The organism is Pasteuria penetrans (genome assembly GCF_900538055.1).
GTDB lineage: Bacteria > Bacillota > Bacilli > Thermoactinomycetales > Thermoactinomycetaceae > Pasteuria > Pasteuria penetrans.
In genome coordinates this window covers 329,863-351,942 of record NZ_UZAC03000001.1, presented here as the reverse complement: position 1 = coordinate 351,942, position 22,080 = coordinate 329,863, and the positions used below count along the sequence as shown (strand labels likewise).

General features: G+C 49.2%; 16 protein-coding genes, 1 tRNA gene, 3 rRNA genes, 1 other RNA gene and 1 pseudogene. 21 read left to right on the top strand and 1 reads right to left on the bottom strand.

All coding sequences use genetic code 11. From position 1 onward, the window contains the following. Nucleotides 1-148: 148 nt before the first annotated feature. On the bottom strand, nucleotides 149-664 hold the full coding sequence (rpoE, locus tag PPRES148_RS01460) for a DNA-directed RNA polymerase subunit delta (RefSeq protein WP_149452902.1): 516 nt from the start codon (nucleotides 662-664) through the stop codon (nucleotides 149-151). A gap of 1,677 nt (nucleotides 665-2,341) precedes the next feature. On the opposite strand from rpoE, the gene PPRES148_RS01455 reads away from it, so the two are divergent. The 21 genes and pseudogenes from PPRES148_RS01455 (at nucleotide 2,342) to PPRES148_RS10405 (ending at nucleotide 22,044) form a co-directional block, all read left to right on the top strand. After that, entirely contained in the window at nucleotides 2,342-2,554 is a 213-nt protein-coding gene (locus tag PPRES148_RS01455; protein ID WP_149452901.1) for a hypothetical protein, read from the top strand. Between the two features lie 313 nt (nucleotides 2,555-2,867). Then, the gene (locus tag PPRES148_RS01450; RefSeq protein WP_246142873.1) at nucleotides 2,868-4,253 is read left to right on the top strand and encodes a hemolysin family protein; all 1,386 of its coding nucleotides are present in this window, start codon (nucleotides 2,868-2,870) and stop codon (nucleotides 4,251-4,253) included. A gap of 93 nt (nucleotides 4,254-4,346) precedes the next feature. Further along, nucleotides 4,347-4,433 (top strand) — tRNA-Ser (locus tag PPRES148_RS01445). Nucleotides 4,434-4,482: 49 nt separating this feature from the next. Then, nucleotides 4,483-4,748, top strand: an RNA gene (ffs, locus tag PPRES148_RS01440) — signal recognition particle sRNA large type. 55 nt (nucleotides 4,749-4,803) lie between these two features. Next, nucleotides 4,804-6,702 carry a DNA polymerase III subunit gamma/tau gene (gene dnaX, locus PPRES148_RS01435; RefSeq protein ID WP_187820343.1) on the top strand — a complete coding sequence of 633 codons (1,899 nt, stop codon included), beginning with the start codon at nucleotides 4,804-4,806 and terminating at the stop codon, nucleotides 6,700-6,702. Nucleotides 6,703-6,870: 168 nt separating this feature from the next. Then, nucleotides 6,871-7,197: a YbaB/EbfC family nucleoid-associated protein gene (locus PPRES148_RS01430; protein WP_246142872.1), complete on the top strand. Its 327-nt coding sequence runs from the start codon at nucleotides 6,871-6,873 to the stop codon at nucleotides 7,195-7,197. A 77-nt stretch (nucleotides 7,198-7,274) separates the two neighbouring features. Beyond that, nucleotides 7,275-7,895 carry a recombination mediator RecR gene (gene recR, locus PPRES148_RS01425; protein ID WP_149452899.1) on the top strand — a complete coding sequence of 207 codons (621 nt, stop codon included), beginning with the start codon at nucleotides 7,275-7,277 and terminating at the stop codon, nucleotides 7,893-7,895. A 122-nt stretch (nucleotides 7,896-8,017) separates the two neighbouring features. Continuing rightward, entirely contained in the window at nucleotides 8,018-8,293 is a 276-nt protein-coding gene (locus PPRES148_RS01420; protein WP_149452898.1) for a pro-sigmaK processing inhibitor BofA family protein, read from the top strand. Nucleotides 8,294-8,592: 299 nt separating this feature from the next. Beyond that, entirely contained in the window at nucleotides 8,593-8,739 is a 147-nt protein-coding gene (locus PPRES148_RS01415; RefSeq protein WP_187820342.1) for a hypothetical protein, read from the top strand. 38 nt (nucleotides 8,740-8,777) lie between these two features. Then, nucleotides 8,778-10,306: ribosomal RNA gene (locus tag PPRES148_RS01410) — 16S ribosomal RNA — on the top strand. 158 nt (nucleotides 10,307-10,464) lie between these two features. After that, nucleotides 10,465-13,411 (top strand): 23S ribosomal RNA (locus PPRES148_RS01405). 63 nt (nucleotides 13,412-13,474) lie between these two features. Then, nucleotides 13,475-13,591 (top strand): 5S ribosomal RNA (rrf, locus tag PPRES148_RS01400). The 16S, 23S and 5S rRNA genes sit together here, the layout of an rRNA operon. A 173-nt stretch (nucleotides 13,592-13,764) precedes the next feature. Then, entirely contained in the window at nucleotides 13,765-14,013 is a 249-nt protein-coding gene (locus PPRES148_RS01395) for a sigma factor G inhibitor Gin (protein WP_149452896.1), read from the top strand. Between the two features lie 22 nt (nucleotides 14,014-14,035). After that, nucleotides 14,036-15,469: an aminotransferase class I/II-fold pyridoxal phosphate-dependent enzyme gene (locus tag PPRES148_RS01390; protein WP_149452895.1), complete on the top strand. Its 1,434-nt coding sequence runs from the start codon at nucleotides 14,036-14,038 to the stop codon at nucleotides 15,467-15,469. A gap of 93 nt (nucleotides 15,470-15,562) precedes the next feature. Next, nucleotides 15,563-16,258: a dTMP kinase gene (tmk, locus tag PPRES148_RS01385; protein ID WP_223127907.1), complete on the top strand. Its 696-nt coding sequence runs from the start codon at nucleotides 15,563-15,565 to the stop codon at nucleotides 16,256-16,258. Between the two features lie 1,428 nt (nucleotides 16,259-17,686). Then, nucleotides 17,687-18,352, top strand: a pseudogene (locus PPRES148_RS13225) (transposase); the annotation flags it as partial. Between the two features lie 10 nt (nucleotides 18,353-18,362). Then, nucleotides 18,363-18,584 (top strand): hypothetical protein, encoded by a 222-nt coding sequence (locus PPRES148_RS01375; RefSeq protein WP_149452892.1) that lies wholly within the window; start codon nucleotides 18,363-18,365, stop codon nucleotides 18,582-18,584. A 443-nt stretch (nucleotides 18,585-19,027) separates the two neighbouring features. Beyond that, nucleotides 19,028-20,035 (top strand): hypothetical protein, encoded by a 1,008-nt coding sequence (locus PPRES148_RS01370; RefSeq protein ID WP_149452891.1) that lies wholly within the window; start codon nucleotides 19,028-19,030, stop codon nucleotides 20,033-20,035. 160 nt (nucleotides 20,036-20,195) lie between these two features. Beyond that, complete coding sequence (locus PPRES148_RS10410; protein WP_223127906.1) at nucleotides 20,196-20,357, top strand: hypothetical protein; 162 nt, start codon at nucleotides 20,196-20,198, stop codon at nucleotides 20,355-20,357. A gap of 357 nt (nucleotides 20,358-20,714) precedes the next feature. After that, nucleotides 20,715-21,722: a hypothetical protein gene (locus tag PPRES148_RS01365; protein WP_149452890.1), complete on the top strand. Its 1,008-nt coding sequence runs from the start codon at nucleotides 20,715-20,717 to the stop codon at nucleotides 21,720-21,722. A 160-nt stretch (nucleotides 21,723-21,882) separates the two neighbouring features. Continuing rightward, nucleotides 21,883-22,044, top strand: coding sequence for a hypothetical protein (locus PPRES148_RS10405; RefSeq protein ID WP_223127906.1), 162 nt, complete (start codon nucleotides 21,883-21,885; stop codon nucleotides 22,042-22,044). Nucleotides 22,045-22,080 lie beyond the last annotated feature (36 nt).

Genomic DNA, 22,080 nt, shown 5'->3' with positions numbered 1-22,080 from the left:
TCCAGGAGGGGAAAAGGGTGGAGGGGGTCGTGCCCCTGTGGGATTCTACCCTCGATTACGTGCCGGCGAGCTGTGTTCCCACAAGTGTCGGCTGTTTTTGCGTTCTCTACGAACAGGGCTGGGGTAAGAGTGGATAGGGGGTGGTTTATCAATCCCTCTCATTATCGCTCTCCTCGAGGATATCGTCTTCGTCGTTTTCACTGTCCCCATTCTTGTGTAATTTTCCTGTGAAGGAGGCATTGGCTGGGTTGGCCACGAAGGCCGGGTCTTCGCCATTATCGGCAAAAATTTCCGGTTCCCCCAATTCTTCCATATCCTCATCCAGCAGGAGATCGTCTTTTACGTTTGCGGCAACAGCTGAATCGGTGGCTTGCTCGGTGGGATACCAGCTCCGTAGTCCCCACATACCCCTACCAACACAAATAAACCGACCATCGATGTTGATCTCGGTGTAGAGCTGAGGGAGGTAATGGCGTACGATTTCCTCATCCATTTCCTTCTGCTGGGCAATTTCGCGCATAAGGTCACGGTATTGCATCGGCTCATGCCGCTGCTGGAGAATATGGTAGGCGAAATCCACCATAGAGATTTCCTTGACAGATAAACCCATTACCATGTTGGTAGCCCCTGCCCCGGTATTATGGACTTGAGCCAGAAGGATCACATCCTTTCTTGGTATCCCTAGGACATTTTTCTATGGTTGGCGGATAGGTCCAATTTCCTCCGTGGGATATCTGAGATCGCTTTCCAAACCCCAGTTCATTGTAGCGTACAGGAATGGGAAGTCAACCATTGGTTCGGAGGGACATGTATGAATATAGGGGGTTGTACGTCGGAGGATTTGCAATTTTAAAATAAATGCGGCGTTCTTTCCAAAATTAGGTAATTTGGTGCTGGTGCAAATGATGGTGATGGCAATCGTCATCATCCCAACCATGTGATTATTTCACTATCTAAAGCTTAAGATAATTTATGGATGAATTGTGGATCGGGGGGCTTTATATTTTGCACAAGAACCAATTTTTAAGTTCCCTAAACTGTCCATGAATCGTCCTCCGTGTGTATTTTCTGGAACTGAAATCATATGGATAGTGTAGCATGAAAGATAAAATTTATGGGATGATAAAATTCTGTTTATTAAATAAATTTTTAAATATATAATTAATATTAATTTTATTTTAAAACTACACAGAAGGAGGGTTTCTTCATCCCTTTCTAAAACACCGTCTAAGGAGGCCCATCTTTGTGCATTTATATTATAGATATCAATTATCAAAATACACATGGAACCATATTATAGAATTAATATTCTTAATATTACAGCGAAAACGCCTCCCATTTGTACTCTTCTGCTCGTTGACTGCTGTTGCGCTTCAGGACGCAAAATTCTACTGTTGAGGATACTGGATGGCAACGAATCCCTTCTGTAAAACGTTTGGATCTCTCGACCTGATCTCCCGCCGTGATGTTCGGTTGTCTGAGTCATGCGATCGCCCAAGTTATGGCGGATAGGAATCGTAGTGTGGGGGTTTTTGCACAAACTTAGGATTCGGAATGTCATGGGATGGCCTCAGTCCAACCGGATCCCAAGGATGAATTAGGTGGAAACCTACTTTTCTTCCTCTACGTTAGCTGATTTGTTCCGTTGATTGTACACGAGCTTATGCCAATCTGCAAGACGAAATATTTTCCCCAGAGGTGACTTCTTTGATTCGAGGACCCTGTATTTGGGGGTCCACTAGCTCGGGGGGGGTAACAAGTATTGGGGAGTGACTCAAGCGGGGATCCCTCAAGGGCGTTTTTGAGGGTTCATGGGAGAACGGTAAGGAAAGGATTGGGTGGAAATTCAGAGGAGGGGGTCGGCCCGCAAGAACGCTTGGGAATGCTTATTGAGAACGCTTATTTATAGGTAGAAGAATACGGATTTAGAGTAGAAATTTCCCTGCAAAGGATTTCAACCGGGTGGTAGGGGGCAACTTGGAATAGCCCCAATCAAGGGGTCTATACACAATTTTCAACGGGGGAAAACAGGCTCATCCATTATGAAATTATGAACCCTCAGGGTTTCTTGGGGTTCGGTGGGAAGGGGACAGGTATCCAAATGAATGTTTCATACGCTGGGGATGACAGGGGGAAATGAATACATATGAATACATGATTATAGTTTAGATACATTATATATTATTTATATTAATGTATATTTAAATAATTAATAAAAAGAATATAGAACCTGGAACGGATCGTCGATAGCATAGGGGAGACAAAAAAGGGCCTTCTGGGAAACTGATACCAACATTTGAGATGCAACCCTAAGCTATAATGGGGGCGAATCATGGTATAATTGACATGGGTGAAGGTAGTAGCGAATGATGTTGTTAGAGGTGGGATGGTTTCCTGTTTGGGATCGGAGGGTTGGTTGGGGTTTGTTTTTCGGTTATCTTATGGGACACGGGGATATAGGAATGCGGTAAGGGCTGGGGGATTTTTGCGCAATGAGATTTTCCTGTTGTTATTGGATTACAGATCCCCAAAGCAAATCATGGATCCTAGGTAATCCACATGGGGCGTACGGATTATTTGCATAATGGAAGCATTTGATGGTAAATTTGGCACAGGTGATTTTTGTGGGAATTCAGAGAGAATAGTGGTGAGGGTTTGGTTGGGTGCTGCCCTCTTGCGTCCCCCATCGCGTTTTTACATTAATATATTATAAAGTTTTATGAGTACTATGGATTTAACCTCCGCGTTTTTCCGTTCTTTCCCCCGCTTATCCTGTAAGTTTATGTTGTAATTCCGCGGAACAATGCAGAATGCTAAGGTATAGGAAGTTGGATAGATTCGGTGATCCATAAGGAGGGTATACCGCATTGGACGGACCCCTGTATTGGGATAATGTTGGTGCACTCATTATAAAGTTACTTTTGGCTGTCTTTCTCGTTGCACTCAATGGTTTTTTTGTTGCGGCGGAATTTGCCATTGTCAAGGCAAGGCCCACCAGGGTGAAGCAGCTTAGTTCTTCGGGTAGCGTGGGTAAAATGGCACAGACCGTGTTGAGTAGTCTGGATACCTATCTCTCCGTGACGCAGGTGGGAATTACCCTTGCTTCCTTGGGATTAGGTTGGGCGGCAAAGGATACGATGGGTGAACTGTTGGTTTCATTATTCAAGGGCTTTGGATTGCCGGCCTGGTTTCCCCACGTGGTGGCTGTTTCCCTCGCTTTTCTTCTGGTTACCGTAGGGCATATCGTCTTCGGGGAGATGGCGCCTAAGTCCATCGCCATTTATAAGGCGGAAGAAATAACCCTCTGGGTAGCCCGACCGTTACACTTTTTTTATCGTCTTTTTCGTCCCTTTATTTTTTTGTTAGAAAAATCAGCCAATTTAGTCTTACGTCTCCTTCGGGTGGATTTGAAGAATCTCAAACACAATGCGCATACCGAGGAAGAAATTCGTATGTTGTTGGCACAGAGTCACAAGAGTGGTGTGATTGATCAAGCCGAGCTCATGTTGTTCGACAATATTTTTGAGTTTGCCGATCGTATTGCCCGTGAGGTGATGGTACCTCGTGTGAACATGGTTTGCCTGTTTGTTGACAAAACCTTTGAGGATAATTTTGAGATTATTAAGAACGCCCGCCACACCCGTTTTCCCCTCTGTGGCAGGGATAAGGATGATATACGGGGTATTGTTCACATTCGGCATGTTTATGAGTGTATATCCAGTGGGGTGTCTTCCCCCGTGTTGATGGATCTGGCGAGGCCCAACGTGGTTGTTCCAGAGACCATGGAATTGAAGGATATTCTTCGCAATTTACAGAAAAACAGGGTGGAGATGGCGATTGTGGTGGACGAGTTTGGTGGTACTTCCGGATTGGTGACCACGGAGGATATCATCGAGGAGATTTTTGGTGAAATTCAGGATGAATTTGATGATGAGAAGCCCCTTTTTCAGATCGGAAGCGAGGGTACCTTAATTGCAGCCCGTTTGCTCATCGAGGAAGTAAATGATCACTTTCAAACGAAGATTGAGGATACGGATAATGATACGATTGGTGGATGGCTCTTTTCCCGTTTGGAGAAGGTTCCAGAGGTTGGTGATGAAATTCGTTCGGGTGCTTGGGTTTTTGTTGTCCAGGAGGTAGATCAACTTCGGATCAAGAGGATCCTTGTGAAGCCTATGAAATTGGGTAATGATGGGGAAACGGAGGTTTCAACAGGAGTGGATGGTAGATCAAGGGGATCCGGTGGTCCATGAGTGATCGGGGAGTGATCGGGTAATTTCGATTTGACAGCCTTGTTCGATCGGGTGTAGAATGAGGGACTGAGGCGGGGGTCTTCCGTCCTGTGTGGAGGGGTGGTCGAGTGGTTTAAGGCAGCGGTCTTGAAAACCGCCGTAGCTTTGCGGCTACCGTGGGTTCGAATCCCACCCCCTCCGTTTTGCGGTCCTATTTTTTTTTGTTCGTTTTTGTGATACAATGAAGTGGCTGCGCTAGATGGGGAGGTAGCGGTGCCCTGTAGCCTGCAAGCCGCTCTAGCGGGGTCGAATTCCCATCCGAGGCGTTAGTTGTGAAGGTCCGGGGCTTTGTTGCGATGTTGAGGGTAGGGTCCTGTGCAATGGGGGGTCCGTGAACCGTGTCAGGTCCGGAAGGAAGCAGCACTAAGGGGATTTTTCCCATGTGCCGCAGGGTGCCCTGCCCGAGTCGGAACGTCGTCATCCGTTTTGGCAGCTGCGTCGGAGATGGGTGCGCAGCTTTCCCTCTGGGTGTGGGGATTGATTCGAATACGGAATTCTAGGGGAAAGTTCCTTGGCTATTGGGGGGGCGTGTGGCCTTCTCAAAGGAGAGGGACTTTTTGGTGTTTTTATAGATGGGTGGTGTGCTAGGGGGACGAAGGAAGGAGGGCGAAATATTTTGTCCTATCAAGCTCTTTATCGTATATTGCGACCCCAGCGCTTTGCTGATATCGTGGGCCAGGAACATGTGAGGCAGGTGTTACAGCAAGCGGTGCAGTCGGATCAGTTGGCCCATGCTTACCTACTCTCCGGCCCCCATGGTACAGGAAAAACGACAATGGCTAGGATTGTAGCCAAGGCGGTCAATTGCGAGGCATTGGTGGGTGGGGAGCCTTGTTTGACTTGTTCGCCGTGTTCCCGAATAGCAAAGGGAAATTCCATCGACGTATTGGAATTTGATGCTGCCTCGCACCGTGGTGTGGAAGAGATGCGCGATTTGCGGGAAAAGGTACGCTACGCAGCCACGGAGGTTCGGTATAAAGTTTACATAATTGATGAGGTGCATATGTTGACGCAGGAGGCGTTCAATGCCCTATTGAAGACTCTAGAGGAACCCCCTTCGCACAGTCTTTTCCTGTTGGCCACGACGGAGCCCTATCGTTTACCTGCCACGGTTTTGTCACGTTGTCAACGATTTTCCTTCCGTCCAGTTTGTTCCATTCTTATGAGGGATTATCTGATGGATATTTGTCAGAAACAGGGGGTCCGGGTGGAAGAGGGTGCCTTGGAGTTGTTGGTACAGGATGCAGGGGGGAGTATGAGGGATGCCGTTGGTCTGCTGGATCAGGTCCTAGCCTGTGGGGATAGGGAGTTATCGGAGCATTGGGTTCGTCAATTGACGGGTGGAGTGGCTGAGGGGAATTTGCTTCCTTTATGGCAATCCTGGATGTCCTCACATCGGGTTTCGGTGTTGAGACATCTTCGCTCCCTATGGGGGGAGGGTTGCGAATCTTATCGTGTAGCTGAGGGTTTACTTAGGATCGCCCGAAAGGTGCTGTCCTCTCGACTGGGTTCTGATGGCGTGTGGGGTGTCGAGGAAAGCCCTCTCTGTGAGGAACCCAATGATAGCACATCTTTTGATGTCGATGTTATACTTATGAGAACTGAAAAATTACTTCATTCGCTTGTGGAGTTGAAAAATTCCCCTTTTCCCCAAATTGCCCTAGAGGTTTTGTTGTTGTCCACTTGCCAGTCCATGGTGGGGGAAAACTGCAGGGGATCGTTCTTTGCGGAGGGGGATAAGGATGGGGTTTCCTTTTCAGATTCGAATCAAGGGGGATTTCCCCCGGGGGGAACGGAGGCAAAGGAGCATTTCGACAGTTTAGTGCAGCGCTTTCAAAAATTGCGAGAACATTGCAATCATTTAACGGAGCGTGTTCAACGGCTGGAGGGGTTTCGTGTGCCGTTGAGCGTTGGACAGCAGGGGGTTTTGCCCTTTTTTCCCCAGGCCGGTTCCCCCTCGTTTTCCGATCGTTCTCCCACTCTTCGGGTTGATTGGTTGGAGGGGGCGGATTCCCCTCGATTACGTGAGATCGAAGGACGTTGGCCGGAAGTTTTGGATAGGGTGCGGAGGGAAGACGTTCGTTTGCATGCCTGGTTGAGCAGTGGTTCTCCCGTGGCGGTGACATCTGATACCTTGGTTGTTTCATTCGCGAGTGAAATCCATTGCAATATGGTTAGTCGGGCTAAGACGTGTCGGTGGTTGGAAAAAATACTCTCTGATTTTTTGTCGGGGGAATATCGCCTTCAACCCGTTCTGTCTTCGCTCTGGAAGGGTTGGATGGCGGGACGGACCATCGATACATCCCAGGAGGGGGCCAAGGGTACCCAAGGGGAGCGGGTGAAGGTAGCCTGGGAACGAGCGGTTTCCCTTTTTGGTTCATGGATGGTGTCTTGGCACGAGGAGGGGTAAGGGTTTTGGAGTGGGTTGTAGGGGGGTATAGGGTGTGGGATTGAGAAAATGGTATAGTGGTTGTGCAGTTTTGCGTCTACAGATGGGAACTTAAGAGTAGGTGGACGTGGTTCTCCATTCTCGGATCATTTTAGTATAGTAGGCATTTTGATACATGGGGGGATTCTTGTGCGCGGTGGTATGCCAAATCAACAGCAGATGATAAAAAATTTGCAGAAAATGCAGTCTGAAATGGAACGGGTTCAGGAAAATTTGAAGGGGAAGGAGGTAGAGGCCTCCGCGGGTGGGGGTGCTGTGAAGCTTTGTATGGATGGTCACAAGCGGGTTCGTAGTGTGACGATTTCCCCCGAGGTGATGAAAGCGGGGGATTCTGGTATGTTGGAGGATTTAATGGTGACGGCTTTCAATACGGCCTCTGATATGGCGGATGAAATGGCGAGAAAGGACATGGAGGGTGTGACACAGGGCATGCCATTACCCCCAGGTTTTTTGTGAATGGATAGGATGTAGTAACAATGGGGGGGTAGGTTTCTTATACACCCCTTCTTTGCACTGAGGAGGGTGATAGAGGAATGGGTGATTTTCGGATCCCCCCTTTGGTATCTGAATTGATCGAATTTCTCAATCGGTTACCAGGTATAGGTAATAAAACGGCCCAGCGTTTGGCCTTTTTCATCCTTGATATGGAGGAGGAAGAGGTGGTACGGATGGCAGAGGCAATGGTCCAGGCCAAACGGAGGTTGATTACCTGTGACCGTTGTCATCTGGTGGATGATCGCAATCCCTGTTTTCTTTGTTTGGACAAGTCTAGGGATTCCAAAACAATTTGCGTGGTTCAAGAAGTACGGGATGTTTGGGCGATGGAGAGAACGCAGGCCTATCGTGGTCTGTATCATGTTTTGCACGGGGCCCTATCTCCTATAGAAGGAATAGGGCCTGAGCATTTGTCCATTGCTGCTTTGTTGGATCGAGTGAAGGAGGGAGGGACGGGTGAGGTGATCTTGGCGACCAACAGTACAGTGGAGGGAGAGGCGACGTTGCTCTACCTTGCAAAATTGTTGTCTGCTTCACCCGTTAGGGTTACAAGAATAGCGCATGGTTTGCCGGCCGGGGGTGATTTGGAGTACGCGGATGAAATGACGTTAACGCGGGCTTTGGAGGGGAGGAGGTTGTTGGATGGGACAGGTGTGTGAGGTGAATCGTCCCTTGGTTCTTTGTGGGTCCTCTTCTGAATATCCCTGGGGGGAGTCCATTTTGTTTGCGGGCTATGAATAATGAGGGTTGATTGGGCCCGGGAAGCTGTGTAGGATGGGGGATGAAGGTGGATTTTATGGGTGGTCTTCTGTGGGTTTTTCTGGGGTTGTTGTTGTTGATGATCGTGGCCCGTTCCATAAGGAAACCACTATTGTGGTTGTGGTATGGTGTGGTTTATTCAACGGTAGGTGCCCTGGCATTGTTTGCACTGAATGGCGTAGGGCAATTTTTTTCTTTTTCGTTACCCATCAATCCCTTTACGGCCATGGTTGCGGGGGGGATGGGCATTCCCGGTTTGATTTATCTTGTGGCAATTCGTTGGTGTGTGGTGGTTTGAGGGGATCATTGTGGCGTGACTTTGAGAAGGAGTATTTTGTTAAGAGGGTAGCGGATGATGGGGGATGATGGTTTCTAAATCCTACTTTTCTAGGACGAATTTTTTTGAAAATAGGGTATTGACGATGTCGTTGTGACGATGTTAGAATAAGATCTGTTGCTGGCGGCCGTGGTTGATTCCTGAGGGGCCAGCGAGTTTTTCGAAAATAGGGTATTGACGAGTGCGGTGGCAGTGTGATACGATGTTTTCTGTCCTTCGGAATTGATCGGCTGGGAAGTCGTTCCGCCGAGGGGGTCAGGTTGGCCGTTGTTGGAGTGGTTGTATCCTCGAGTATCTGCGGGGTTGTGACCCCTGAGATATGGAGGCAAGTTGTTGGTCGTTTCCTTGTTTTTTCGCTCCTTGACAACCGAAGAGTGGTGGCATTTATGCAGAGTGCAGTAGCGTGAGGCCTTGGCCTTGCGTGGTAGATGTTTGTGTTCTATTCGCCATGACGAGTTTGATCCTGGCTCAGGACGAACGCTGGCGGCGTGCCTACTACATGCAAGTCGAGCGCGCTCCCCTTGGGGAGCGAGCGGCGGACGGGTGAGTAACACGTGGATAACCTGTCCAGAAGTCGGGGATTACCCCTGGAAACGGGGGTCAATACCGGATACGCTCTCTGGATCGCATGGTTCGGAGGGGAAAGGTACCTTCGGGTGTCGCTTTTGGGTGGATCCGCGGCGCATTAGCTAGTTGGTGAGGTAAGGGCTCACCAAGGCGACGATGCGTAGCCGGCTTGGGAGAGCGGACGGCCACACTGGGACTGAGACACGGCCCAGACTCCTACGGGAGGCAGCAGTAGGGAATTTTCCGCAATGGGCGAAAGCCTGACGGAGCGACGCCGCGTGGGTGAAGACGGCCTTCGGGTTGTAAAGCCCTGTTCATCGGGAAGAAGAAATGACGGTACCGGTGAAGAAAGCCCCGGCTAACTACGTGCCAGCAGCCGCGGTAATACGTAGGGGGCGAGCGTTGTCCGGGATGATTGGGCGTAAAGGGCGTGTAGGCGGATGTATAGGTCGGGCGTGAAAGGCACGGGCTCAACCCGTGTAAGCGTTCGAAACGGTGCATCTTGAGTGCGGTAGAGGGAAGCGGAATTTCTGGTGTAGCGGTGGAATGCGTAGATATCAGAAGGAACACCGGTGGCGAAGGCGGCTTCCTGGACTGTTACTGACGCTGAGGCGCGAAGGCGTGGGGAGCAAACAGGATTAGATACCCTGGTAGTCCACGCGGTAAACGATGAGTGCTAGGTGTAGGGATGCTCAGCATCTTTGTGCCGAAGGAAACCCATTAAGCACTCCGCCTGGGGAGTACGGTCGCAAGGCTGAAACTCAAAGGAATTGACGGGGGCCCGCACAAGCGGTGGAGCATGTGGTTTAATTCGATGCAACGCGAAGAACCTTACCAAGGCTTGACATCCCGATGAAAGGCCTCGAAAGAGTGCCGTGCCCCCTTCGGGGGGAGCATTGGTGACAGGTGGTGCATGGTTGTCGTCAGCTCGTGTCGTGAGATGTTGGGTTCAGTCCCGCAACGAGCGCAACCCTTATCTCCGGTTGCCAGCACGTAAGGGTGGGCACTTTGGAGAGACAGCCGGCGAAAGCCGGAGGAAGGCGGGGATGACGTCAAATCATCATGCCCCTTATGTCTTGGGCTACACACGTGCTACAATGGCCGTTACAGAGGGAGGCGAAGTCGCGAGACGGAGCGAATCCCAGAAAAGCGGTCTCAGTTCGGATCGCAGGCTGCAACTCGCCTGCGTGAAGTAGGAATCGCTAGTAATCGCGGATCAGCATGCCGCGGTGAATACGTTCCCGGGCCTTGTACACACCGCCCGTCACACCACGGGAGTGGGTCACACCCGAAGTCGGTGAGGGAACCTGGTTCGCCAGGACCCAGCCGCCGAAGGTGGGGCTCGCGACTGGGGTGAAGTCGTAACAAGGTATCCCTACCGGAAGGTGGGGATGGATCACCTCCTTTCTGGAGTTTCATTAGAGCACTCTTATGCATAGATAGCCATTACACTCTTCGGTTGTGAGGGAGCGAAGCAGGCCGAAATCGGTTTTCTTCCCTCCCTTTTCGTACCTTGCCAACTACATTATGGATTGAGAGAGCGTAGATCTGTTCCCGTTTGGTTGGGTCAAACAGAGAAGGGCGCACGGTGGAGGCCTAGGAGCCAAGTGCCGATGAAGGACGGGGCAAGCGCCGATATGCCACGGGGAGCTGCAGGCAAGCTGGGATCCGTGGATTTCCGAATGGGGAAACCCGCCTGTGTGGAGCACAGGTATCCGCAGGCCGAAGTGAGTAGGCCCGCGGAGGGTAATCAGGGGAAGTGAAACATCTCAGTACCCTGAAGAAGAGAAAACAAAAAGTGATTTCCTGAGTAGAGGCGATCGAAAGGGAAGTAGCCCAAACCGGCGGCTTTGCCGTCCGGGGTTGTAGGACGTATCTATGAGGCGTTTGGAATTCTGTAGGCGAAGTGATCTGGGATGGTCTGCCAAAGACGGTGAGAGCCCGGTAGCCGAAACGGAATAGGAAATGCTGGGGTACGATCCTGAGTACGGCGGGACACGAGGAACCCCGTCGGAATCTGGGAGGACCACCTTCCAAGGCTAAATACACTTGGCTACCGATAGTGAAGAGTACCGTGAGGGAAAGGTGAAAAGCACCCCGGAACGGGGAGTGAAAGAGTACCTGAAACCGTGTGCCTGACAGTCGGTCGGAGCTTGGGGTTGTGATACCCGCGAGTGACGGCGTGCTTTTTGAAGAAAGAGCCGGCGAGTGTAAGTGACGTGCGAGGTTAAGGTCTTATGGGGACTGGAGCCGAAGCGAAAGCGAGTCTACCAGGGCGCGAGTACGTCGTTTACGACCCGAAGCCGGGTGAGCTACCCATGTCCAGGATGAAGTGGCGGTAAGACGCCATGGAGGTCCGAACCCAAGGGTGTTGCAAAACCCTGGGATGAGGTGTGGGTAGGGGTGAAAAGCCTATCGAACCCGGTGATAGCTGGTTCTCCCCGAAATGGCTTTAGGGTCAGCCTGTAACGATAGCTGGCTAGGAGGTAGGGCTCTGGATGTGCAAGGGGCCCTCGCGGGTTACCGAGTGCAACTAAACTGCGAATGCCTAGGCAGAAAGTTATGGAGTGAGACCATGTGCTCTAAGGTTCATGGTCGAGAGGGAAACAGCCCGGACCATCAGCTAAGGTCCCAAAGTGATCGCTAAGTGGGAAAGGAAGTAGGTCCGCAAAGACAGCCAGGATGTTGGCTTAGAAGCAGCCACCATGGAAGGAGTGCGTAATAGCTCACTGGTCGAGTGGGCCTGCGCCGAAAATGTAGCGGGGCTAAGCGATCCACCGAAGCTATGGATAGTGCCATGGGTACTATGGTAGGGGAGCGTCCTGTGTGCAGAGAATCGGAACCGGAAGGTTTCGTGGAGTGCACAGGAGTGAGAATGCTGGCATGAGTAGCAAAAGAGGGGTTCAAAATCCCTTCCACCGAAAGCCTAAGGGTTCCTGGGGAAGGTTTAGCCACCCAGGGTTAGTCGGGGCCTAAGCCGAGGCGTAAAGCGTAGGCGATGGATAACAGGTGTATAATATTCCTGTACCGGCCACACGCGTTTGTACGAAGAGGGGACGCAGGTGGGATTGTGTCGCATTCTGTTGGAGATAGAGTGTGGAATCGGCGAGCTAGTGCGGGTAGGGAAATCCGCTCGCACGTTGGATGTGAGCCGTGATCCCAACTAGGGGGAGGTTCCCTAGGAGGGCGCATTGTCGTACTGCCAAGAAAAGCCTCTAGGAGTGTGTGGGCGCCCGTACCGTAAACCGACACAGGTGGGCGAGGAGAGAATCCACAGGTGAACGAGATAACGCTCGTTAAGGAACTCGGCAACTTAGCCCCGTAACTTCGGGAGAAGGGGTGCTCCCGTCCCCCTCACAGGGGAGGGGAGCCGCAGTGAAGAGGCCCAGGCGACTGTTTACCAAAAACACAGGTCTCTGCAAAGCCGAAAGGCGAAGTATAGGGGCTGACGCCTGCCCGGTGCTGGAAGGTTAAGGGGAAAGGTTGACGCCTTGAACCGAAGCCCCAGTAAACGGCGGCCGTAACCGTAACGGTCCTAAGGTAGCGAAATTCCTTGTCGGGTAAATTCCGACCCGCACGAATGGCGTAACGATCTGGGCGGTGTCTCAACGAGCGACTCGGTGAAATTGCAATGTCTGTGAAGATGCAGACGACCCGCGGCTAGACGGAAAGACCCCGTGGATCTTTACTGCAGCTTGGTATCGAGCCGGTGGCGTACATGTACAGGATAGGTGGGAGTCTGTGAAGTCTGGGCGCCAGCCTGGATGGAGACAACGGTGGGATACCACCCTTGTGCGTCGCTGGTTCTCACTGATGTTCCGTGACGGGACACAGGAATGTGCCTGGTGGGCAGTTTGACTGGGGCGGTCGCCTCCCAAAAGGTAACGGAGGCGTTCGAAGGTTCCCTCGGCGCGGTTGGAAATCGTGCGTGAGAGTGCAAAGGCAGAAGGGAGCCTGACTGCGAGACGTACATGTCGAGCAGGGACGAAAGTCGGACTTAGTGATCCGGTGGTACCGCGTGGGCGGGCCATCGCGCAACGGATAAAAGTTACCCCGGGGATAACAGGCTAATTCCCCCCGAGAGTCCACATCGGCGGGGGAGTTTGGCACCTCGATGTCGGCTCATCGCATCCTGGGGCTGAAGGAGGTCCCAAGGGTTGGGCTGTTCGCCCATTAAAGCGATACGCGAGCTGGGTTCAGAACGTCGTGAGACAGTTCGGTCCCTATCTGCCGCGGGCGTAGGAGGCTTGAAGGGGTCTGTCCCTAGTACGAGAGGACCGGGATGGGTATGCCGCTGGTGTATCTGTTGCTCCGCCAGGGGCACAGCAGAATAGCTAAGCATAAAGGGAGAAGCGCTGAAGGCATCTAAGCGCGAAGCCCGCCCTAAGATGAGGCCTCCCGCCGCAGAAAAGCGGGTAAGACACCTTGTAGAATACGAGGTCGATCGGTCCGGTGTGGAAGCATCGCGAGGTGTGGAGCAGACGGATACGAATCAGTCGAGGGTTTGACCTAGTTGATGGGAAATGGTTTTTACGCTACGTTGAAAATCCATAATGTAGGATGGTAGGGTGCGAGCTTGGTGACGATGGCGGAGGGGAACCACCTGTTCCCATTCCGAACACAGTCGTTAAGCCCTCCAGCGCCGATGGTACTTGGGGTGCAGACCCCTGGGAGAGTAGGACGTTGCCAAGCATTTTTTACATAGAACATAGGTGGGATTGGTTTATGGAAGATTTTGCTCTCTTGGTTGCTTCATTCCAAGCGCCGGGGGGCTTTTTTATGTTTTATAATAATAACATTCTGTAGGGGATATTTTTGTCTTTGGATTCCCGTGTGGGTGAAATCGGAAAGGAGGGGGGTATCTATTGCATGATTGTGGGGAAGCCCATCTTGGAGATCTACCTTGTTGCATCATTTGCAATCAAATCTGTTGGTCTGGCTTGCGTATCCAAACTCATTATCTTTGTCATCATTGTGAAAATGATATGGTTAGGATACAGGTGGAGGAGGGAGAAGGGGGGGATCGTTACCGGTACTTTTCCCATCGTTTGCGACCCCTAGCACGTTCCATGATGGGGGTAACCCTGAGGGAGAGAGGAAACAATAGACAGTAGAGAAGGGATGTAGGAGGATCCTATGGTAGCACCCCTATGGAATGAGTTATTGCAGCATGTGCGTCGGGCACAGGGTTCCTATCATGTCCCCGGCCATAAGCAGGGTTCCGTCTGGGATCGGGTTTCCTATGTCCATTTTTCCGCACTCCTGCCGTTTGATCTAACGGAGGTAGGACAGCTTGATGACCTACACAATCCGACGGGTGTCATTGCAGAGGCCCAAGCCTTGGCAGCGTGTGCCTTCGCCGCTGCCCATACATTTTTCTTAGTAGGCGGTTCAACGTCAGGGAATTTGGCAACCTTGCTATCTCTTTGTCAACCCGGGGATGGGGTGTTGGTGCAGAGGAATTCCCATCAGTCCGTTTATCATGGGTGTTGGCTTGCCCAGGCAACTCCTTATCCCTTATCCGTGTCTTTGGATCCATCTACAGGTTGCGAATTGCCCTTATCCGTGGATCAAGTGGAGGCTGCCCTTCGTACGTATACAAACATCAAGGTTGTAGTGGTTACCTCGCCATCGTATGACGGTATGGTAGAGCCTATCGAATCCCTAGCGAAATTATGCAGGCTTCATCGGGTACTTCTTGTTGTGGATGAGGCGCATGGTGCCCATTTTGGATTCCATCCTGATTTGCCCACTTGGGCTATACAGTGTGGTGCCGATGTTGTGGTGCAATCTACACACAAGATGTTGCCGTCGTTGACTATGTCCTCCATGTTGCATTTGGCCCCTTCTATGCTGGATAGAGTGCCAGTATTTCAACGTTCCCTCCGTTGGGTCGTTTCTAGTAGTCCCTCTTACTTATTGTTAGCCTCTCTAGATGTAGCACGCCGCTATATGGAAGAACATGGACAGGCCGTATTGACAGCTTCTTTGCGTGAGCTGGGGGTTTTCCGCTCTCGTTTGGCTGCTTCGTCTCGGTTTGGGGAGTTTGAATTCCCTGGTTTGCGAGATCCCTATAAGATTCTCCTAAGGCAGGAGGGTAGGGATGGTTTTTCCCTTCTACGGGTTTTACAGGAGAGGGGTTGCTATGCGGAAAAGGCTACATCACAATATGTTCTACTCATTTCTTCACTGGCTTTTAGTTCCACGGAGAGTGCGGTTCTATGGAATGTATTGGAATCCCTGCCCATCAAGGACGATACAGGGGGTACTGTGGAGGGGGGTTTCTTTGTGCATCCCGGGGGAAACACTCCTGTTGTACCGTTGGCTTTGGCATGGTCGGAATTGCGTCAGCGGTCCATGGCGTGGCGGTCCCTTGCTGCGTCGGTTGGGTGTGTTGCCGCGGATTTCGTTGTTCCCTATCCCCCTGGTATCCCCGTCTTACTGCCCGGGGAGCGGATCACCCCTGTAGTGGTGCAGCAGATGTTCGATTGGTTGGCATATGGGGGGCAGGTGCGCGGGATCCGGAACGGGGGCAGGGGATCGTCTGTTTCTATCCAGGTTGTCGTGTAGTGGCAATGTCTGTGTTGTTGTGGCAAGGGAATTTCGAGACGACGTTTGTGATAGGATGTAGCAGTTGGATTCAAAAATAGCGGGGGGATGTTCTTGGGGACACGTAGAGGTGATCGCCCTATAGGTTTTTTTATTACCCTGGAGGGGTTGGAAGGGGCGGGAAAGACAACACAGGCTTGTCATCTGAAAAACTGGCTAAGTCAGCAGGGCTGTGCGTACACGATAACCAAGGATCCCGGGGGTACTCTGGTTGGTGATCAAGTTAGGAACCTTCTTATGAAGGAAGGGGAAGGGGATCTTTCCTGGAAGACGCAGGTTTTATTGTATGCGTCGGCACGTGCCCAATTGGTGGACAAAGTCATTGTACCCAATCTTCTGGCGGGTCACGTGGTGGTTTCCGATCGTTATCTTGACTCCAACATAGCTTATCAATTTTATGGGGAGGGAAAGGATCCAGCATTAGGGATGAAGTGGCTTACATGGGCTTCTGATGGTTGGGTTCCCCATCGAACGTATCTTCTCGACCTAACGGTGGAGGAATCTCGTCATCGATTGCAGCAACGGGGTCAGCAATTGGATCCTATGGAATGTCGTGAGGATGCCTTTTATCACCGGGTACGACGCGGCTATCATGAACTGGCTGAACAAAGCGCTGATCGTTTCTGCGTAATTGATGCCACCCTTCCCGAGAAAACGATTTCAGAAATGATTTGCGGGGATTGTCGAAGGTTGTTGTCGTGGAGGGGGGCGCTGGGTGGTAGTGATGGGACGATGTTTGAAATAGGGTAGGGACCTCTTGCATCGTGGTCCTAGGGGTGTGTTTATATTCTTATCTCTAGTTCTTAATCTATTGATAGTGTTGGTGTCAATATATAGTAGGGCTACCAGTAACGATCCCAACCACTAAACATTTTTTAAAAATAATATGTAAATATGAATTTTGGGGACGGTTCTGCTTTGCACCATCATGATGTAGTATTCTTGGTGGATCCCAAAAGTATCGGAGTACAAACGATTGCATTGCAATATTATTTTTATTTTATATATGAAAATAATTATTTTTTTATATGATATATATTCATTTGTCATTATATAAGGGATTTTTGTTTTTTATAATATTTCCGATTCCGTGAGGGGGATTCTGGGGTGTTTTTCGTGTGCTTTTTTGGGGGGGAAAGTATCCGAACGGGTGTGTACATTCCTCTGGGATCGTGCAATTTCTTGTGGGGAATGCCCTATCTATGAATCTAGTCTCACCTTTTCGTAAAGCAATTGAGTAACATAATAACATTTTGTTATGACACTGTTCCTGTTTTTGTATCCCAGGGGTATTTATCTTATTTCATATGAATTTTTATAAAATTTTTACTAGGTCCTTGCGCGGAAGACGAACATTGTGTTGTAGTAAGATCCATCCTGTTTATGGTACGTACAAAACAACAAAAAATCCGTAATGTTGTCAACATTACGGATAAGATGGAACAAGGTTCCATTACCATGGACAAAGCGATCTGATCAACAAATAGGGCACGATCGCACGATCTGCAGTGAAAAAGAATGAAGCGTTATTATGTAAAAAGGGGATGACTCATGCCCCCTACCTCTGGTAGAATATTGATCACCAACAAACAATAAACTCAGAGAAGGGAAAACATGAGCATCCATACCCATAATACAACATTATCAGGAAAAATCAATATCCAAAAAGAAGAGTCATGGATAGCTAGAAATTCGATGAAGATAGGCGACCGGTCCATTGACTCCCCGTATTGTGGAAAAACACTGAAAAGTACGTGTCCCTTCTGTCATAGCCATAATGTCTTAATAGATGAGAAACTGATTCTAACCGATAGGCCCATAATGGCAATGGCAAACGAGAAGCTGGCCCTAGCCAACGAGACAATGACAATGGCAAACGAGAAGCTGGCCCTAGCCAACAAGGCAACGGCAATGGCAGCAGGGAATAAGGACACAAAATGGTCTGCGGTAGCCGGTGAGATTGGGAAATTACATAGTACGAATCCGTCCCCTGCCCCCCAAGAAACGGAACCCAACCCACTGATCGAGGATTCTCCATCCATAACTTTGCGTGACGGAAAAGATAAAGGTCCGGGGAATGCACGATCCGAAGGGGATGGATATCATCAATTGCACGATCCAAAAACTCGGGATCGATTCTTACGTGCTCAACGTTTTTTCGATGATCTCAAGGAGGGAATTACCTCATGGGGTCCCAAGGAGTGGGAGGAATCTAGGCATCTGATTGAGAAACTGCTATTATTGTGTTGTCCATCGAATCACAAGGAAAAAACGAAGGATTCCCTTCTCCTGAATGACGTTACTAGCCTTATGTTCCATCACGACGGTGGTAGTATTTTGGTGCGGGCGCTGATTGGATTGTTGAAAAACGCATGGATCCCAGAGATAGACCCTCTAACCGACCCAAAGACTTGGAAACCCGTTGTCGAGGACCTATGTAACTTACGCATGCGTGTAGATCAAACCCTCCATTGTCTGAAATATCCCCAGGATGAGGGGAATGGGGTCTATCATCGCGGATATAGCACACTGTTTGGGGAACTAGATCTAGAGGTTCCTAGGACAAGATGGGAATTTTCACCGTACTCGTTACCACGTTATCAGAGTGCAAAGAATACCCTCAAAGATTTCATTTATTGTCTTTATCTTCCAGGCTTTTCCTTGCGAAATAGTAGCAAACTCCTGAAGGAAAGGTTCAACCTTCAGACGCCCCCGGAAACGCTTTCGCAGTGGCTGCAACCCTATTACAACGATGCTATACAATATTTCGAAAGGGATCTGAGCACGACAGTATATACAGCCATAGGCATGGATACCCTCTTTGTTCCAGTTGGTGAAAGGGGGTACTGACGATTTGTACAAATACTCTAGTGAGATTAGTGGGGGACGGTTTAAGCGCTTGGGTGTTTGTGATCTTGCCTGCGGCGGTGTCACGGGTGCAGGTGGTTACGTGATTGGCTTGTTGGTCTCTCAGATCCATCCCGTGACGAAGCCCTTTGGTCATGTAGTTGGTGCGGGTGCAGCGACACTTACTGGTATAGGTAGCACTTATATTTGTGATCGATTTTGTTCGTGAATGATATCCGTAAATAACAATTGTCGAGCTGGGTTGGCTGAAATGCCAATCCAGCTCATGGAACTATATTCGGGTGCTAGTCTGATGTTGCGGCAGTACCCCTTTTTGCCGTATCTGTTCGAGTTTCGATCTAATGTTTGGTTCATCTTACAATGATTCTCCGCAATTTGGATTGTGCGTTGGCTGGATCAAGCCGGGTAATTCAAATCCCTTGCTACACCCCCATTACGGGGGTTTCATCACTATTATGAGTTCGATATTCCTAAATTATGAGTTCGATATTCCTAAATGGATTTCCTTCCTAGTGTTGTGATTTACTTAAGAGCAAATGTCGAAATAGTTGACCGCAGTGGTATAGAAACTGGGAATTGAATGGGAATGAAACCAATTTTGGTCTAAGGAATTTAGGAGCAGGTATTTCTATAGTTTCGGGGGGGAAGGGAATGGAGAAATGGCCGTATACTTCAATGATTGGGCCGCCACCCAAGGATACAGATCTTTGTTACCCTATACGATTCGTTGTGGCGCGTTGGGGTTGGATTAGCTTTCTCTTTCATTTTTTACTCTCCTTCCCTGTGTCACTCTACATGGTAGAAGGGGTACAGGCGTTGCCAAGGTATGTAATGCCATTGATGATAGGTTCCATTGGTTATATATGTTTTTCTATTATGGTTATTTTTTTGTTAAAAAAGGAAATAAAAAAAGAAAAAAATAATGAATTCCTTTCCCGGGCCCAGGTAGCTGCTAGACAGATGATTCAGTGGTCCACAAACCGTAAAAATTATCGGCGTGCTATAGTACAACATAGTTTATGGAGAAGGGGGGCTTGGTACTTGGTTTCATGGGGAGGAGGGGTATGGTTTTTGGTTATGACATGTGTATCCCTATGGACCTTTCCTTCCGTATGGTTGGTGACACTAGGCACAGTAGGATGGATGGCGGCTTTACGAGGGAGAATTTGGCAAGAAGAACACTGGTTGAGGGTGCAAGGCATTCATGTGGGTTTTGTCAATAGACGGATCATTATGTGTCTATTAGGGTATTTGTTATTCCTACATTTGCTTCATTTCGTTTCTCATTTTGGCGCTGGTTCAAACCCTTCTCTTCATTCGGATATGATATTTCGCGCCGGTAGTTCTTTTTCTTGTTTTTCGCTTTACCCTGTTTTACCTTCCTGGGCTCATCTCCTCTTAGGCCAGCGCCGTGCTTTCTTTAGGCCCTTCCTTAGCATTCGTTCTACTTCTGGTTTTTTCAGGCATTTAATTTTCTCACCTCCCTGCAATTATCTAGAAATATTTGATTATTATAATAATACACAGAGGAAGAGAGTGTTACAGTCCCGTAGTGGTACCAAAAATTGCTTACTTTGGGTTATTCTCGGTGTTTTAACGTTGTTTTCACTTTGTGGTCTTATCTGTGAAATTGTTAATATCAAATTGATTCTCTTCTGATCCCCTCTCCTGACTCACCCGAGCTAAAAAATTGTCGTTTGGAATCACGAGAGGCTGTTGCATGGACACCTAGACTTAGCCAGGTGAAAGGGCTAAGACTATACCGAAGCTGCGGTTGTGAACGGAGTCGGATCGTACGCTTTGCAAAGTGGTATGGACGATGAGGGAGGACCCCGATTGGGGTCTTGTTTCTTTTCAGAATTGGGCTGGTAGGGGCAAAGATTCTAAACCACCTTGCGCTGCTGGTGTAAGGAGTGGTCAAAGGAAAAGGCGGGGAGGCCTGTCGGGTGGGGGTCGTGGAGATCAGCGTGTGGTTCTGTGAGAGGGTTGGCTGGGATGCCAGTCCTACTCGACAGTATTCCCAAAATGGATTTGCTCCAACTAGTGGTTTTGATTTACCTGCGCACTGCCAGGGTCCTATAGCCCCGATTGGAGAATTAGGATGGAGAAGGAAAGCTAGGAGGTTGTTGTTATAGGATCGGAGGGACGAGTTACGGATTACGAATGTGGGAATTATGATACGAAAAATGGGAATTGATTTTACTTCGTGTCACTCATAGGGCAAATGTCGAAATAGTCGACCGTGGTGGATCAGAAACTGGGAATTGAATGGGAATGAAACCAATTTTGGTCTAAGGAATTTAGGAGCAGGTATTTCTATGGTTTCGGGGGGAAGGAAATGGAGAAATGGCTGTATACTTCAATGATTGGGTCGCCGCCCAAGGATACAGATCTTTGTTACCCTATACGATTCGTTGTGGTGCGTTGGGGTTGGATTAGCTTTCTCTTTCATTTTTTACTCTTCTTCTCTGTGTCACTCTACATGGTAGAAGGGGTACAGGCGTTGCCAAAGTATGGAATGCCATTGATGATAGGTTCCATTGGTTATATATGTTTTTCTATTATGGTTATTTTTTTGTTAAAAAAGGAAATAAAAAAAGAAAAAAATAATGAATTCCTTTCCCGGGCCCAGGTAGCTGCTAGACAGATGATTCAGTGGTCCGCAAACCGGAAAAATTATCGGCGTGCTATAGTACAACATAGTTTATGGAGGAGGGGGGCTTGGTACCTGGTTTCATGGGGAGGAGGGGTATGGTTTTTGATTATGACATGTGTATTCCTATGGACCTTTCCCTCCGTATGGTTGTTGACATTAGGCACAGTAGGATGGATGGCGGCTTTACGAGGGAGAATTTGGCAAGAAGAACATTGGTTTAGGGTGCAAGGCATTCATGTGGGTTTTGTCAATAGACGGATCATTATGTGTCTATTAGAGTATTTGTTACCCCTACATTTGCTTCATTTCGTTTCCCATTTTGGCGCTGGTTCAAGCTCTTCCCTTCATTCGGATATGATATTTCGCGCCGGTAGTTTTTTTTCTTGTTTTTCGCTTTACCATGTCTTACCTTCCTGGGCTCATCTTCTCTTAGGTCAGCGTCGTGCTTTCTTTAGGCCCTTCCTCAGCATTCGTTCTACTTCTGGTTTTTTCAGGCATTTAATTTTCTCACCTCCCTGCAATTATCTAGAAATATTTTATTATTATAATAATACGCAGGGGAAGAGAGTGTTACAGTCCCGTAGTGGTACCAAAAATTGCTTACTTTGGGTTATTCTCGGTGTTTTAACGTTGTTTTCACTTTGTGGTCTTATCTGTGAAATTGTTAATATCAAATTGATTCTCTTCTGATCCCCTCTCCTGACTCACCCGAGCTAAAAAATTGTCGTTTGGAATCACGAGAGGCTGTTGCATGGACACCTAGACTTAGCCAGGTGAAAGGGCTAAGACTATACCGAAGCTGCGGTTGTGAACGGAGTCGGATCGTACGCTTTGCAAAGTGGTATGGACGATGAGGGAGGACCCCGATTGGGGTCTTGTTTCTTTTCAGAATTGGGCTGGTAGGGGCAAAGATTCTAAACCACCTTGCGCTGCTGGTGTAAGGAGTGGTCAAAGGAAAAGGCGGGGAGGCCTGTCGGGTGGGGGTCGTGGAGATCAGCGTGTGGTTCTGTGAGAGGGTTGGCTGGGATGCCAGTCCTACTCGACAGTA